Raw genomic sequence first — 14,605 nt, 5'->3', positions numbered from 1 at the left:
GCGCGATCAGCCGGCGGTGGCGCCGATCCGGTGCTGGCTCGGGCTGATCCCGCGGACCCGACGAAACGCGGTGCTCAGGGCGTACGGGGTGGCGTAGCCGACCCGCCGGGCCACCGCGCCCAGCGTGGCGTCGGGCTCGCGCAGCAGATCCGCGGCGAGCGTCAGCCGCCACCCGGTCAGGTACGCCATCGGCGGCTCACCGACCAGCTCGGTGAACCGGCGGGCCAGCACCGCCCGGGAGACGCCCACCTCGGCGGCGAGCGCGGCGACCGTCCACCCTCGGGCGGCGTCGTTCTCCAGCAGCCGCATGGCCGGGCCGACCACCGGGTCGCCGGCCGCCCGGTACCAGCCGGGCGCCGCGTCGCCGCGGCCGAACCAGGTACGCAACGCGCCGATCAGCAGCAGGTCCAGCAGCCGGTCCAGCACCGCCGCCTGGCCGGGGGCGTCCCGGGTCACCTCCTGCGCCAGCAGCGGGACCAGCGGACTGCGCCACTCGTCGGCGGGGACCACCAGCAGCGGTGGCAGCGCGCTGAGCAGCCGTCGGCTCACCTCGCCGGGCAACTGGTACGTGCCGGTCAGCAGCACCGTCGATCCGCGTGGGCCGGTGCCCCAGGTGCGTACGCCCAGCGCCATCGACTCGGTCAGCGGCTCGCCGCGCAGGGTGGTGCAGCGCTGACCGGGGTGGATCACCACCTGCGGTGGGGTGGCCGGGTCGTCGGCGACGAGGTAACCGTCCGGCCCGCGCAGCACCGCCACGTCGCCGGGGCGCAGCGCCGCCGCGGCGGCGTCGTCGGGTACGAGCCAGGCGGTGCCGCTGACCAGCGCCACGACGGTGAGCGGCGCCCGGTCCTCGATCCGTAGCGCGTACGGCGGGTCGAGCACCGAGCGGAGTAGGAAGGCGCCCCGGGCCCGGGGACCGTCGAGCAGCCCGGTGAGGGGGTCCATGGCGCGATGGTAGACGATCGCGAGGGGCGCTCCGGCGGCCGCCAGACGCCGGCGCGGTGCCGGTGACCGGGTGCGGGAGGTGGGCGAAGGTGCGGTTCGGGGGGCTGCGGGTCGCCGGGGACCGGCTGCGGCGGGACTGGCGGCCGGTGCTGGAGACGACCGTCGCGGCGACCGTGGCCTGGCTGCTCGCCACCCGGCTGGTCGGGCACCCGCAGCCATTCTTCGCTCCGGCGGCGGCGCTCATCGTCCTCGGCCAGGCCCGGGGACAACGGATCCGGCGGGCCGTCGAGGTCGTCCTCGGTGTCGCCGCCGGGGTGCTGGTCGCGGATCTGGTGGTGCAGGCGCTGGGCCCGGGCACCACCTGGACGGTGTTCACCGTCATCCTGCTCACCATCCTGCTCTCGGCGGCCCTCGGCGCCACCGGTGTGACGTTGGTGCAGGCCGCGGTCTCGGCGCTCTACCTGGTGGTGGTCGCACCGCCGGACGGGTCGCTGGTGCCGTTCCGCTTCGTCGACGCGCTGATCGGCGGCGCGGTCGCGCTCGCCGTCAGCCTGCTGGTCGACGCCCGGCACCCGCTGGCCCCGCTGGTCGCCGAGGTGCGGCGGACCTTCGACGAACTGGCCGGGCTGCTGGACGGGATCGCCGACGCGCTGGATCGTCGCGACGAGCCCGGCGCGGTCGCCGCGCTGGTCCGGGCGCGGGGCATGGACGCCCGGGTCGACGGGTTGCGCGACGGGGTGCTCGCGGCCGGCGAGGCGCTGCGGCTCAACGTGCGCCGGCGCCGGCACATCGGCCGGCTGCGGTCGGTGGACGAGTCGATCCGGCAGATTGACTACGCGGTACGCAACGTCCGCGTGCTGGCCCGCGCCGGGGTGACGCTCAGCCGGCTGCAGTCCCCGGCGCCGCCCGAGCTGGGCGTGGCGCTACGTGCGCTGGCCGAGGCGGTCCGGGAGGCCGGAGCGGCCCTCGCCGCCGACCTGGACGGGCGGGACGAGGCAGCCGACCGGCACGCCAGCCGGGCGGACGAGTCGGCGCTGGCCGCGGTGCGCACCGTCGGACAGCTCTTCGGTCCGACCCAGACCCTCCCACTCGCCATGATCATCGGCCAGGTCCGGGCCACGGCCATCGACCTGTTGCGCGGCGTCAACCCCGACGACGACGTCGCCGTCCTCACCCGGGTGGACGACGCCCTCGGTCTTCCCCCGGTCTGACCCGCACCCGAGCGGTCGGGGTCAGGTGGTCAGCCAGGTGGTGGCGGACCGCCGGATCGACGTGGGCAGTTCGTGGCCGCCGGGGAACTCCTCGTAGGTGACCTCGTAGCCCAGGTCGTGCAGGTGCGGGACGAGCCGGCGGCTGCACATGTCGATCGGCAGGACGCGGTCGTCCACCCCGTGCGCGACGAAGATCCGCGGCCGGCCGTGCGTGGCCGGCGGCGCGGCGAAACCGGGGGAGAAGGCCAGCACCGCGTCGACCAGGTCGCCGTTGGTCAGGCCCAGCGAGAGCGCGTACGAGGCGCCGTCGGAGAACCCGCCGAACGTCACGTCGCGCACCGGGTAGCCGTCGAAGACGCTGGCCAGCAGCTCGTCGATGCGCCGCACGTCCACCCCGAAGCCCCCGGCTATCAGGTCCCAGCTGCTGGCGGCCGCCTGCGGGGCGACCAGCAGCAGGTGGTGCGCGTCCGCGACCGGCAGCAGCAGGTCCAGCCCCTGCCGCGCGGAGCCGCCCGCCCCGTGCAGCAGCACCACCAGCCGGTACGCGGCGTCGTCGGCGGCGGGCTCCGGGGCGTACACCATCGCCAACAGCCCACCGCCGGGGGCGCTCAGCGGCACCAGCCCGGCGGGCGCCGGCGCCACCGGCGGGTGGGCGCGGGCGGTCAACCGGCCGGGGCGGGAAACGCCCGCCGGCTCCTGCCGCGGCGGCCTGAGTTCGGACACGGGTCACCGTTCCTCGCTGTCGGCGGGGTGTGCGCCGCGGTTACCCGGCCCGCCACCGGTTAACCGCCCGCAGTGGGTCAGGTGCCGCCGGCGCGAAGGGCCTGGATCGGGTCAGGCGCTGTCGCGGGCCACCAGGGCGGACGGGAAGAGGGTCACCGGCGCGGTCGGACGACGGTCCAGCACGGCCGTGGCCGCGGCGGTGGCGATCCGGCCCACCGGGTGGCTCGCGGTCGTCAGCGCGGGGGCGGTCATCCCGGCCAGCGGGATGTCGTCGAAGCCGGCCACCGCGACGTCGCCCGGCACCCGCACCCCACCCTCGCGCAGCGCCGCGATCACCCCGAACGCGGTCTCGTCGCTGATCGCGTACACGGCGTCGAGGTCCGGCCAGCGCCGCAACGCCTCGTCGGCCGCCGCCCGGCCGCGCGCCGCGGTGAAGTCACCGGGCAGCACCCGCTCCGGCAGCCCCGCCTGGCGCATCAGCCGGCGGTACGCCTGCACCGGCCGCTGCGAGCACGGCAGCCACCGGGGGCCGGCCACCATGGCGATCCGGCGGCGACCGCCGGCGTACAGGTGGCGCAGCACCTCCTCGGCGCCGGCGGCGTTGTCGACGTCGAACGACGGGACGGTGGCCGAGCCGATGCCGATCGAGGCCACCCGGCCGCGCAGCGACCGGGGCACGGCGTCCAGCAGATCCTCGGTGGTGTTCACCAGCACCACCCCGCACACGCTGCCGTCGCCGGCGAGCTGGTCCAGGCTGTTCGGCTCGCCCAGCGGCAGCCAGTGCAGCGCCACCCCGATGGCGGCCGGCGCGCAGACCCGGGCCGCCGAGCCGACCACCCGGTGCACGTACGGGTCGTCCAGCACCGCCGCGCTGCGCCCGGCGACCGCCACCACCAGCCGTACGCCCCCGCCGCGGACCAGTGCCCGGGCGGCCGGGTTGGGCACGTAGCCGAGCTGGTCGGCGGCCGCGGCGACCCGCTCCCGGGCGGACGGCGAGGCGAACCCGGTCCCGGCGATCACCCGCGACGCCGTGGACCGGGACACCCCGGCGGCCCGCGCGACGTCCTCCAGCGTGGCCGGCCGGTGCGCGGCTGCCGTCATGGTTTCCTCCCCCGACCAGCCGTCCGGCGGACGGACGCCTGCCCGGCATCATGCCCCGGCTGGGCCACCGGCGGTAAGGGCGGTCACCCCGGTTGTGGTGGAAGCGCTCTCAGGTGTGCGATCGTGCCAGGAGATCACCCCGAGAAAGAGGAACCGTCCCCGTGAGCGCCGCCACCAGTCCGCCCGTCCCCCCGGCCACCGCCCCGGCGCCCTCCCGGGCCGTGCGGACCGCCCGCAACGGCGTGGCCGTCGTCTTCACCCTCAACGGGCTGGCGGTCGGCAGCTGGTTCTCCCGGGTGCCGGCGGTCCGCGAGGCGCTGGACCTCTCCGCCGGCCGGCTCGGCCTGCTGCTGCTCGCGATGAGCATCGGCGCGCTGCTCGCCATGCCCACCTCCGGCCTGCTCGCCCAGCGCCTCGGCGCGGCCCGCACCGTGACGCTGGCCACCGTGCTGGTCGCGGTCGGCCTGACCGTCGCCGGGCTGGGTGCCACGGTGGCCGGTTCGGTCGTCGTCGTCGCGGTGGGCCTGGCCGCGTTCGGCTACGGCTCCGGCGCCTGCGACGTGGCGATGAACGTCGAGGGTGCGGCGGTGGAGCGGCGCCTGGGGCGTACCGTCATGCCCCGCTTCCACGCGGCGTGGAGCCTCGGATCGGTGGCGGGCGCGGCACTCGGGGCCGGGGCGGCCCGGTTCGACCTGCCCGTCGGCGCGCATCTCGCCGGTGTGGCGGTGGTGGTGCTGGCCGGCACCGTGCTCGGCGCCCGGTCGTTCCTGCCCCAGCCGGTCGTCGACGAGGCGCAGGGTACGGCGGACGCCAGCCCGCGCGCTCGCCGCCGCGCCCAGCTCGCCGCCTGGCGGGAGCCGCGCACCCTGCTGATCGGGCTCTTCGTGCTGGTGGCGGCGTTCACCGAGGGCAGCGCCAACGACTGGCTGGCAGTGGCCTTCGTCGACGGCCGGGACCTGAGCGAGGCGGCCGGCGCGGTGGTCTTCGGCGTCTTCGTCGTCGGCATGACCCTCGGTCGCACCGCCGGCACGGTCGCGCTGGACCGGTGGGGTCGCGTGCCGGTGCTCACCAGCACCGTCCTGCTCGCCGCGTTTGGCGCGGGCCTGGCCGTGCTGGCCGGCTCGGGGCCGGTCGCCATCGTCGGCGTCGCGCTCTGGGGGCTCGGCGCGTCGCTGGGCTTCCCGGTCGGGATGAGCGCGGCGGCCGACGAGGAGGCGCACGCGCCCGTCCGGGTGAGCGTGGTCGCGGTGATCGGCTACACCGCGTTCCTGGGTGGGCCACCGCTGCTGGGGCTGCTCGGCGACCGGGTCGGCATCCTGCAGGCGCTGCTGGTGGTGCCGTTGCTGCTGCTGCCGACCCTGGCGCTGGTGCCGGTGCTGCGCCCGCCGGGCGCCGCCGGACCGACCTCGCCAGCACAGAAAATCTAACCCGGAACGCCGCCGAGCGGTATCGGGCGCATGGCCGACTGCGCCGCGCGCCCCGGCTGGCTACGGTCGCCCGATGCCAACCGACTTGATCACCGCCGCCGCGGCGGGCAGCTGGACCCTGGGCGACCGCGCCGTGCACCGGATGGGCTTCGGCTCCATGCGGATCACCGCGAACCCGAACCGCGGCCGAGCGATCGCGCTGCTGCGCCGCGCCGTGGAGCTGGGCGTCAACCACATCGACACCGCCGCCTTCTATGTCTCGCCCGGCGGGACCCTGGGGGTTGGCACCGGCCCGGCGCGCTACGCGACCGAGCTGATCCGGGCGGCGCTCGCCCCGTACCCCGAGGATCTGGTGATCACCACCAAGGTCGGCTTCGGGTACGACCCGGTGGGCGGCTTCACCGAGGCGGTCACCCCGGCGCGGTTGCGGGCCCAGGTGGAGGAGAACCTGCGCCGGCTCGGCCTCGACCGCCTGGACGTGGTGAACCTGCGGCTCGGCCGGGGACCGGGCCCGGTGCCGCTGGCCGAGCGTTTCGGCGCCCTGGCCGAGCTGCGCGCCGCCGGGCTGATCCGGCACCTCGGGCTCTCCAACGTCCGGCCCGGGCAGTTGGAGGAGGTGGCGGACATCGCGCCGGTGGTCTGCGTGCAGAACAACTACGGGGTGGACGCCTACCGGGAACAGGACGAGTTCGTCAGGTCCTGCGGCGAGCGGGGGATCGCCTACGTGCCGTTCTTCGCGTTGGCCGGCACCGGCCGGGAGGCGGGCGCGAGCGCCGAGCAGGGCGAGGCCGTGCACGCCGTCGCCCGGGCCCACGGCGTCACCCCGCACCAGGTACGCCTGGCCTGGACCCTGCACCAGGGGCCGCACGTGCTGGCCATTCCCGGCACCGGCGACCCGGCGCACCTCACGGCGAACGTGGCGGCCGCCGCCCTCCACCTGACCCCCGAAGACCTGACCCTGCTCGGCTGACCCCGCCGTCTTCCATGATCACCGGGGGGTGGGGGAGGGGTGGGTCAGTCGCGGAGCCAGACTCGGAGGGGGCCCTGTTGGGTGAAGCCCGCTGTCAGGGCGGGGGTCAGGTCAGGGCCGGATTCGTAGCCGACCAGTGGTACCCGGGGCACGGTGGCGAGGACGCCGTGCCAGATCTCGCGGGGGTCCACCGTGTGGGAGAACAGGTTGGAGACCCCGTACGCGCTGTCGCCGCTGACCACCGCGCCGCCCAGAACCGTGCCCCGGTCGTCGTACCGGGCCAGTATCCGTACCCCGGGGTCGGCCAGCAGTGCCGGCCGGAACAGCGACCCGCCGCCGTGCGCCGCCGCCCAGACGGCGAGTTCCGTCGGCGTGGTGACCGGGGTCAGCGGAGCGCCGGTGGGCGGATCCAGCGGTGGTCGGTGGATCCACTGTGCGTCGAAGAGCACCCGGAAGCCGTACCGGGACAGATCGAGGTCGGCGAAGCTGTCCTTCACCGAGGCGCCGGGCCTGGCGTCGATCCGGGCCAGCAGGGCATCGACGTCGACGCCGGGGCGCAGCGTGACCGCGTCCGGGTACCAGGTTGGGGAGCGGCGGGGGACCGACCAGGCGTCCGCGTCGGTCCGGCCGGCCAGCCCGTGGCTGCCGCAGACCACGTCGCACCATTCGGCGTTGTTACGGGCCGCCGCCTCCCGCACGTCCTTGGGCACGTCCCGCAGCCTAGGGGGCGACGTGTCTAGGGCAGCCGGTCGGTGTAGACCAGATCCATCGTGTCGGTGTGCCCGGACCAGCGGAGTTCGAGTTTCCAGCAACCCGCGTGCGGCATGTCGATGATCGACGGACCCGGACCGCCGGCGACCTCGCGGGTCACCCTGGTGTCGGTGCCGTACAGCGTCGCGGTGATCGCCAGGGCCTTCGGCGACGTCGTCTCGGACGATGTCGAGGCAGGGCGGGAGACCCAGAGGATCTTGTTGTTCGACCCGTCCTGTCTGACCTGAGCGAGCGGGTGAGCGAACAGCACCGCCACGATGTCGCCCTTCGCGCCGAAGACGTGCGGGACCCGGGCGTCCCCGCTGAACCCGGCGTCCGCCCAGTCGGGCAGGGACCCCGTCTCGATCCGCGGGCCGCAACCCGTCGCTGCGGTCGCGGAGGTCGTGCTGGTCGGCGCGTCGACCGGCGTGGCCGACCGGCCGGCCGTCGTGCACGCCGTCAGCAGGAGCACCGACCCCATCAGCAACCTGCCCCATGCACCCATCTCGCCCCTTCCGAATACCTGTCGATGAGTCAGAACGTCCTCGCACCATCAAGACACCGGACGCGCCCGCCAAGTTCCCCGTCCGAGCTTTCCTGGGAGTACGCCTAGTCCAGCGATTCGGCGATCTCGATCGCCTCGGCCCTCGTGAGGTCGCCCTCCAGCCGGTAGCTCGCGTCGGCCCCCTGCCAGATCAGGGTCGAGGCGGCGAGCCGGGCGGTCTCCATCCGGACCTGTCCGGTGCGATCCACGTAGGCCAGGACGTGCGGGCCGCCGACCCAGACGGCGAAGTCGCCGTCGACCTGGACCCACTCCGCTCCCGGCCGGCTGGTTTGCTTGTGGAACGCCAGGTCGAGCCGACCATCGAAGGCGTCGATGCGCAGCGCGCCCCCGTGGTAGAGCAGCGTGGCCACCCGGTAGGCGCCCGTGTCGTCGGGATCGGCGACCAGCACCCGCTCGGGCGGACCGAGCTTCGCCGGTAGGCGGATCGGGAAGCGCACCGCCCGTTGCGCCTCATCCAGGGCCGCGGTTCGCTGCGCGGGCAACGGCGACGGGGTGCCGGTGGGCAGCACCGGGTCGGGCGACGTGACAACGGTGACTCCGGCGAAGCGCAGCAGCCCCGCGACGGCGTCGGCGAGGGCCGCCCGTCCCGGTGGCAGCACCGCCACGAGCAGGGCGACGAGCGCCGCCGCCGCGTAGGCGCGCCACCGACGCCGCCGGGACGGGGGCTCGGTGAGCCGAGCGCGTACGCGCGTGGTCACGTCGGGCGCGTCGGGTGTCTCCAGCCAGGTGGAGAGGCCACGCAGCTCCCTCTCGAGGTCATCCACTCCGGACCTCCTCGCGGTCGAGCAAGCCGCGGAGCTTCGCCAATGCCCGGGACGTCCGCGACTTCACCGTGCCCCGCGGCCAGCCCAACGTCGCCACCGTCTCCTCCTCGCTGAGATCGAGGAAGAACCGGCAGACGATCACCTCACGGTCGCGTACCGGCAGTTGGCGCAGAGCGTCCACCAGCACGGCGCGGCGCTCCCCGGCGAGGACCGCGCCGACCGCGTCGTCCTCGGCGATCTCCGAAGCCGGGTTCGCCGCCGCGGCCCGCAGGACGAGGCCGTCGCGGCGGGTGCGTGACCGGTGCAGGTTGCGGGTCTCGTTGGCGACGATCGCCAGCAGCCACGAGCGGAACGACGACTCCGCCCGGTAGCGGGAGAGCTTTCGGTACCCCTTCACGAAGGCCTCCTGGATGACGTCCTCGGAGTCCGAGCCCGCGCCGAGTAGCACCGCCGTCCGGTACGCGGACGCGGTGTGCCGGGCGACCAGGAGGTCGTACGCCTCCAGGTCACCTGCCCGAGCGCGGGTGACGAGCACGTCGTCGTCCAGGGGTACCTCCGGTTGGGTCACCTTCATGACACCGCTCACGCGCTGCGGGTTCCAGCCGCGGCTCGGTCAGCCCACTCTCACCCGGCGTGCAGCGTATTGCCAGGAAACGGTGGTGCACTGGATGGGCGTCGAGGAGAGGAGTCGGTCATGGGCTGGTTCAGTCGGCGGGCCCGGGGCGCCGAGGCGACCCCCACGAAGCTGGACCGGGAGGCGACCCGGGACGACCTCGCCGCGCTCGAGGCGTTCATCGCCAGCCGGCGGGGGGTGGAGTTCTACCTGGAGCCGGAGACCACCGCCACCGACACCACGGTGGTGGCGATCGCCCACGACGGCGAGTGGATCCGTCGCCGTACCGGCACCCCGCGTGCGGCGGGCGCCATCGCCCGCAAGCACGCGGTGCCGCTGTACGAGGCGGCCCGCACCGGCTACCCGGAACGGATGCGCACCTGGAGCCGTGCCCACCCGGAACGCCACGCCCGGTGAGCGTGGCCGCGTCCGTCGAGGTGGCCGTGAGCCGCCGTCCCACCGGGCGATCGGGGCAGGCCAGAGGACGTGTGCGCACCCTTTGCTCTGCTTACCCGGGCGCAACGAAAAGGCGTCGTCACTGTTGCGCTGGCTGAAGCAGAGCAAAGGACGCGTCGCATTGACCCGGGGCGTTCCGATGCGGCGTCCGAGCACGCCTCAACCGCCAGATATCGATGAGAGTCATTCGCCTGGCCAGGCCGGGGTCGGCGTTGACCGGCGACGGACGGGTGTGGCAGCATTCGCGGCCTGACGGCAGTGAAGGAAGTCGGTGTGATTCCGACGCGGTCCCGCCACTGTCACCGGGGAGCGATCCCCCCTCGTGAGTCACGGCCGCGTGTCTGCGGTTGGAAGGCCGGGGGAGAGCGTCGATTCGGAAGCCAGGATACTTCGGCCGTCGGGATGTACCCCAGGGCGTGGACACCCGAGGAGGACCCGATGACGCACGGCGTCTCTTTCATTGACGGACACCGTCATGATCCGCTCGGCGGGCGCTCCGCCGCACCCACCGCCGCACCCGGCCCCGGTCGTACCGCCTGATGCCGCAGGGAAAGCCGAGCACGGTGCCCGCCGACGGTTTGACCACCCGGCAGCGACGTCACCGGCCGCTGCTGATGGTCCACACCGGACAGATGAAGGGAAAGTCCACCGCCGCCTTCGGGCTGGCGCTGCGGGCGTGGGCAGCCGGCCTGCCGGTCGGGGTGTTCCAGTTCGTCAAGAGCGCCAAGTGGCGGGTGGGGGAGGAGAACGCCTTCCGGGCCCTCGGCGAGGTGCACGAGCGCACCGGTCACGGCGCGCCGGTGGCGTGGCACAAGATGGGCGAGGGCTGGTCCTGGATCCAGCGTGGCGGCGACGCCGATCACGCCGCGGACGCCCTGGAGGGTTGGCGGCAGATCCAACGCGACCTGGCCGCCGAGCGCTACGGGCTGTATGTGCTGGACGAGTTCACCTACCCGATGACGTGGGGCTGGGTGGACGTCGACGAGGTGGTGGCCACCCTGGCCGACCGTCCCGGCTTCCAACACGTGGTCATCACCGGCCGGGACGCCGACCCGCGCCTGGTGGCCGCCGCCGACCTGGTGGCCGAGCTGACCAAGGTCAAGCACCCGATGGACGCCGGCCAGAAGGGCCAGAAGGGCATCGAGTGGTGAGCGCCGCCGCCGAGTCGTGGCCGCTGCCCCGCCCGATGGGCGACGACCGCGCCGGCCCGGACGGCCGCAGCGGTCTCCGCTGGCCGGGAACGGGTCAGCCGGTCAGGGCCCGGGCGAGGACGTAGCCGACGGTCGCGGCGGCGAGCCCGGCGGTCACACTGCCCAGCACGTTGGCCAGCGCGAGGAGCCGGTTGCCGGTCCTGGTCAGCCGCAGCGTCTCGTAGCTGAAGGTGGAGTAGGTGGTCAGCGCGCCGCAGAAGCCGGTGCCGAGCAGCGCGCTGACCGCCGGGCCGGCCGGCAGCCCGACGAGTACGCCGAGCAGCAGCGATCCGAACACGTTGACGGTCAACGTCCCCCACGGGAACGCCGAGTGGTGCCGGGCCTGCACGGCCCGGTCGGTGAGGTAGCGCAGCGGCGCGCCGACGGCCGCCCCGAGCACGATGAGCAGCACGGTCACCGGACGGCCCGCCCGTCGTCGCGGTCCCGGTCGAGCAGTCGAGCGGCGGCGGCGTCACCCAGCCACACCGCGACCAGGGCGCCGAGCACCGTCGCGGCCAGGTACGCCAGCGCGCTGACCGGGGCGCCCGCGACCACCGCCTGCTGCACGTCCACGGCGTAGGTGGAGAAGGTGGTGAACCCGCCGAGCACCCCGACCCCGAGGAACGGGCGGACCAGCGGTCGACCGCCGCCGACGTGCCCGAGCACCGCCATCAGGACGCCGATCAGCAGGCAGCCGGTCAGGTTGATGCCGAAGGTCGCCCACGGGAAACCGGTCCGCGCGTGGGGGAGGGCGTGTTGCAGGCCGGCCCGGGCCAGCGCGCCGAGCACCCCGCCCGCCGCGATCGCCGCGAGCACCGCCGCGGGATGAGCCTTCAGCTCGCCACGGTCGACGGGGACGCGCAGGTCGACGTCGGGGTCGGTACGCGGGTCGAGCGGTCCGGACATGATGCCTCCCCACCAGCACGGTGTCACTGGCAGGGACCGTTGGCGAGCGGCGTCGCGGTTCTCCCGGTGTCCCCGGGACGGCGGGCCCCACCGCCGGGAGCGCTCCTGCTCCGGCGTCAGCATATCGTCCACCCACCGAGCGCCGGGCCGACCGGCGCGGCAGACGCCGGCCGGCGGGGCTGGTGGGTCAGCGCACCCCGGCGACCGCGGCGTCCGTGCCGCCGCGCCACACCGTGCCGACCTCGCTGAAGCCGGCCGCGGTCAGCGCGGCCAGGTGCCAGGAGGCCGGGGGGTTCCACTCGGGGCTGTGCCCGGTCGGGTAGATGGCGTGCCGCTCGGCGACCAGCGGGGCGAGCACCGGATCGGCGCCGGCCCGGTCCCACCAGTCCGACCACGACAGCACGGACCCGGCGGCGTACCGGGCGGCCCGCCGGTCCCGCGCCCGGTCGAGCAGCCGCTTGGTCAGCTCCGGCAGGGTGTCGTCGGGCATGTGGTCGGCGTTGACGAAGATCCCGCCCGGCCGCAGCAGATCGCGGACCTCGCCGTAGAGCCGGCCGAGCCGCTCGGCCGGCAGCCAGTGCAACGCGGTGGCGGTGAGCACGGCGTCGTACTCGTCGTGAGGCAGGGCGGATCGCCATTCGGGGGCGCCGAGGTCGGCGGTGACGACGGTGGCCCGGTCGTTCAGCGAGGCGCGGGCGATGGCCAGCAGCGCCGGGTCGAGGTCCAGCAGGGTCACCTCGGCGGTGGGGAAACGCGTCAACGCCCGCAGCGAGATGGTGCCGGTGCCGCCGGCCAGGTCGAGCACGCGCGGCGGCCGGCCGTCGCGGACCGCGTCGACGGCGTCGAGCATGGCGGCGAACCGGTGCTCCCGGTCCGGTAGGTACGCCTCCTGCTGGCGGTCCCAGCTCTCCTGCCACGCCGACGGATCCGTGATGTAAGGAGTCATATGGATCAGGCTAGTTACCGAACGAGACACTTGTCCAGACCTTGTTGCACATAACTTGCAATTGCGAGAACATGGCAGAGCGATGATCACAGGGGAGCCGGGTCGGTCATCCGCGCGGCCCGGCTCTCCTCTCGCGCGACTGCCGCCGCGGGTCAGGCCGCGGTCGGTGCCAGGTCCGCGTCGGCCGTCGGCGCCCCGCTGCGGCGGGCCAGCCGGAGCGCCCCGAGTAGGACACCGAGGCCGGCCAGGGTGAGCGCGGCGCCGGCCCAGATCGGTGCGGTGTAGCCGAGCCCGGCGGCGATGGTCACCCCGCCGACCCAGGCGCCCAGCGCGTTGCCGAGGTTGAACGCCGCGATGTTCGCGCCCGACGCGAGGGTGGGCGCCTGGTGCGCGTACCGCATGATCCGCATCTGCAGCGGCGGGACGGTCGCGAAGCCGAACGCGCCCATCAGCACCAGCGAGGCGACGGTCAGCACCGGGCTCGACGCGGTCAGGGCGAACCCGACGAGCACCACGGTGAGTACGGCCAGGACGGTGATCAGGGTGCGCGACAGCGACACGTCCGCCGCCCGGCCGCCGAGGAGGTTTCCGACGAAGAGCCCTACGCCGAAGAGGACCAGCAGCCATGGCACCGCGCTGGTGGCGAAGCCGCTGACCTCGGTGAGCGTGTAGGCGATGTAGGTGAACGCGCCGAACATGCCGCCGAAGCCCAGCACGGTGATCACCAGGGAGAGCCAGACCTGCGGGTGGGTGAAGGCCCGCAGTTCGCCGCGCAGCCCACCGGCCGGGCGTTGGGCGTCGACGGTGCCGCGGCCGGGGATGAGCAGGGCCAGCCCGATCAGCGCGACCACCCCGATGCCGGTGATCGCCCAGAACGTCGAACGCCAGCCGACGTGCTGGCCGAGGAGGGTGCCGAAGGGGACGCCGAGCACGTTCGCGATGGTCAGCCCGGCGAACATCAGCGCGATGGCGCCGGCCCGGCGGGCCGGCGCGACCAGTCCGGCGGCCACCACGGCGCCGATGCCGAAGAACGCGCCGTGGCAGAGCGCGGCGACGATCCGGCCGGCCATCATCACGCCGTAGTCGCCGGCGACCGCGGAGAGCAGGTTGCCGATGATGAAGAGCACCATCAGCCCGAGCAGGACCGGTTTGCGGGGCAGTCGGGTGACCGCGGCGGTGAGGGCCACCCCGCCGACGGCCACGCTGAGGGCGTAGCCGGAGATCAGCCAGCCGGCCACCGGCTCGGTGACCGCGAAGTCGGCGGCCACCTCGGGCAGCAGACCCATGATGACGAATTCGGTGAGCCCGATGCCGAAGGCGCCGAGGGCCAGCGCGATCAGGCCGGGCGGCATGGACGTGGGGCGTACGGGCATGGTCTTCCCATCGGGGAGGGGTCAGATATTCGGCGCGTGCAACTACCCGCGCCAACAACGAGATAGTTGCACGCGCTTCATATAGGCGCAAGCGTGGTAGCCTGGGGCCGGTCAGATCACATCCCAGGAGGCCGTCATGGGCATCGCCGACGACGCGGTCGAGATCCGCGCGCAGGGCTGGCGCACCCTCGCCGCCCTGCACGGGCTGATCGAGACGTCCCTGGAGCGGGCGTTGCAGGCCACCCATGACCTGTCCGTCGTCGAGTACACGGTGCTCGACGCGCTCTCCCGACAGGACGGCTGGCACATGCGGATGAGCCAACTCGCCCGCGCCGCCGCGCTCTCCAGCAGCGCGACCACCCGCCTGGTCACCCGTCTGGAACAGCGCGGCCTGCTCACCCGGATCCTCTGCGCCGACGACCGGCGCGGCATCTACACCGAGCTGACCCCGGCCGGCTCCGAGCTGCTCGCTCACGCCAGACCCACCCACGACGAGGTGCTGACGTCCGCACTGGCCGAAGGGGAGGCCACCCCGGAGCTGGCCCCGCTGGTGGCCGCGCTGCACCGCTTGCCCACCGCCCGCTGACTCCACTCCGGGGCGGCGATGGTCGGCCCACCAGGCCGGGCGTACGGTACCCGGAGCCCGGCCGGGCCCGTCGCACGAA

At 74.3% G+C, this 14,605-nt stretch carries 17 protein-coding genes and 1 riboswitch; of the genes, 6 read left to right on the top strand and 11 right to left on the bottom strand.

The window, feature by feature from the left end; genetic code table 11:
* Positions 1-6: 6 nt before the first annotated feature.
* Positions 7-945 (bottom strand): AraC family transcriptional regulator, encoded by a 939-nt coding sequence (locus tag ABZU69_RS00575; protein WP_354962281.1) that lies wholly within the window; start codon positions 943-945, stop codon positions 7-9.
* Between the two features lie 89 nt (positions 946-1,034).
* On the opposite strand from ABZU69_RS00575, the gene ABZU69_RS00570 reads away from it, so the two are divergent.
* Positions 1,035-2,156 carry an FUSC family protein gene (locus ABZU69_RS00570; protein WP_354962280.1) on the top strand — a complete coding sequence of 374 codons (1,122 nt, stop codon included), beginning with the start codon at positions 1,035-1,037 and terminating at the stop codon, positions 2,154-2,156.
* A gap of 21 nt (positions 2,157-2,177) precedes the next feature.
* On the opposite strand, the gene ABZU69_RS00565 is transcribed toward ABZU69_RS00570, so the two are convergent.
* Together ABZU69_RS00565 and ABZU69_RS00560 are read right to left on the bottom strand one after the other, a co-directional pair.
* Complete coding sequence (locus ABZU69_RS00565; protein WP_354962279.1) at positions 2,178-2,879, bottom strand: phospholipase; 702 nt, start codon at positions 2,877-2,879, stop codon at positions 2,178-2,180.
* Positions 2,880-2,990: 111 nt separating this feature from the next.
* The gene (locus tag ABZU69_RS00560; protein WP_354962278.1) at positions 2,991-3,980 is read right to left on the bottom strand and encodes a LacI family DNA-binding transcriptional regulator; all 990 of its coding nucleotides are present in this window, start codon (positions 3,978-3,980) and stop codon (positions 2,991-2,993) included.
* A 161-nt stretch (positions 3,981-4,141) separates the two neighbouring features.
* Between ABZU69_RS00560 and ABZU69_RS00555 the strand changes: the two genes are divergently transcribed.
* Both ABZU69_RS00555 and ABZU69_RS00550 read left to right on the top strand, forming a co-directional pair.
* Entirely contained in the window at positions 4,142-5,407 is a 1,266-nt protein-coding gene (locus tag ABZU69_RS00555; protein ID WP_354962277.1) for an MFS transporter, read from the top strand.
* Between the two features lie 73 nt (positions 5,408-5,480).
* Complete coding sequence (locus ABZU69_RS00550; RefSeq protein ID WP_354962276.1) at positions 5,481-6,377, top strand: aldo/keto reductase; 897 nt, start codon at positions 5,481-5,483, stop codon at positions 6,375-6,377.
* Positions 6,378-6,421: 44 nt separating this feature from the next.
* Here ABZU69_RS00550 and ABZU69_RS00545 read toward each other — a convergent pair whose 3' ends face one another.
* The 4 genes from ABZU69_RS00545 to ABZU69_RS00530 form a co-directional block, all read right to left on the bottom strand.
* The gene (locus ABZU69_RS00545; RefSeq protein WP_354962275.1) at positions 6,422-7,087 is read right to left on the bottom strand and encodes a hypothetical protein; all 666 of its coding nucleotides are present in this window, start codon (positions 7,085-7,087) and stop codon (positions 6,422-6,424) included.
* Positions 7,088-7,113: 26 nt separating this feature from the next.
* On the bottom strand, positions 7,114-7,608 hold the full coding sequence (locus ABZU69_RS00540) for a hypothetical protein (RefSeq protein ID WP_354962274.1): 495 nt from the start codon (positions 7,606-7,608) through the stop codon (positions 7,114-7,116).
* A 128-nt stretch (positions 7,609-7,736) separates the two neighbouring features.
* Positions 7,737-8,456, bottom strand: coding sequence for a hypothetical protein (locus ABZU69_RS00535; protein WP_354962273.1), 720 nt, complete (start codon positions 8,454-8,456; stop codon positions 7,737-7,739).
* Positions 8,449-9,024 (bottom strand): RNA polymerase sigma factor, encoded by a 576-nt coding sequence (locus ABZU69_RS00530; protein WP_354962272.1) that lies wholly within the window; start codon positions 9,022-9,024, stop codon positions 8,449-8,451. Before ABZU69_RS00530 ends, ABZU69_RS00535 begins: the two co-directional genes overlap by 8 nt.
* 126 nt (positions 9,025-9,150) lie before the next feature.
* Here ABZU69_RS00530 and ABZU69_RS00525 point away from each other — a divergent pair, with 126 nt between their 5' ends.
* Both ABZU69_RS00525 and cobO read left to right on the top strand, forming a co-directional pair.
* Entirely contained in the window at positions 9,151-9,486 is a 336-nt protein-coding gene (locus ABZU69_RS00525; RefSeq protein WP_074310459.1) for a hypothetical protein, read from the top strand.
* A gap of 300 nt (positions 9,487-9,786) precedes the next feature.
* Positions 9,787-9,916, top strand: a riboswitch (cobalamin riboswitch).
* Between the two features lie 148 nt (positions 9,917-10,064).
* Entirely contained in the window at positions 10,065-10,676 is a 612-nt protein-coding gene (cobO, locus tag ABZU69_RS00520) for a cob(I)yrinic acid a,c-diamide adenosyltransferase (protein WP_354962271.1), read from the top strand.
* A gap of 94 nt (positions 10,677-10,770) precedes the next feature.
* On the opposite strand, the gene crcB is transcribed toward cobO, so the two are convergent.
* From crcB to ABZU69_RS00500, 4 genes are all read right to left on the bottom strand, one after another.
* Entirely contained in the window at positions 10,771-11,133 is a 363-nt protein-coding gene (gene crcB / locus ABZU69_RS00515; protein WP_354962270.1) for a fluoride efflux transporter CrcB, read from the bottom strand.
* Positions 11,130-11,621: a CrcB family protein gene (locus ABZU69_RS00510; protein WP_354962269.1), complete on the bottom strand. Its 492-nt coding sequence runs from the start codon at positions 11,619-11,621 to the stop codon at positions 11,130-11,132. The genes crcB and ABZU69_RS00510 overlap by 4 nt, the downstream gene beginning before the upstream one ends.
* 187 nt (positions 11,622-11,808) lie before the next feature.
* Positions 11,809-12,567: a class I SAM-dependent methyltransferase gene (locus ABZU69_RS00505; RefSeq protein WP_354962267.1), complete on the bottom strand. Its 759-nt coding sequence runs from the start codon at positions 12,565-12,567 to the stop codon at positions 11,809-11,811.
* A gap of 152 nt (positions 12,568-12,719) precedes the next feature.
* Positions 12,720-13,940, bottom strand: coding sequence for an MFS transporter (locus ABZU69_RS00500; RefSeq protein ID WP_354962266.1), 1,221 nt, complete (start codon positions 13,938-13,940; stop codon positions 12,720-12,722).
* Between the two features lie 136 nt (positions 13,941-14,076).
* Between ABZU69_RS00500 and ABZU69_RS00495 the strand changes: the two genes are divergently transcribed.
* Positions 14,077-14,526, top strand: a complete 450-nt coding sequence (locus ABZU69_RS00495) for a MarR family transcriptional regulator (protein WP_354962265.1) — start codon at positions 14,077-14,079, stop codon at positions 14,524-14,526.
* Positions 14,527-14,605: the final 79 nt, after the last annotated feature.

The organism is Micromonospora sp. NPDC005206 (assembly GCF_040608175.1).
Classification (GTDB): Bacteria; Actinomycetota; Actinomycetes; order Mycobacteriales; family Micromonosporaceae; genus Micromonospora.
Note: the sequence above shows the minus strand (reverse complement) of the source record. Positions and strands in the feature narration are given on the sequence as shown.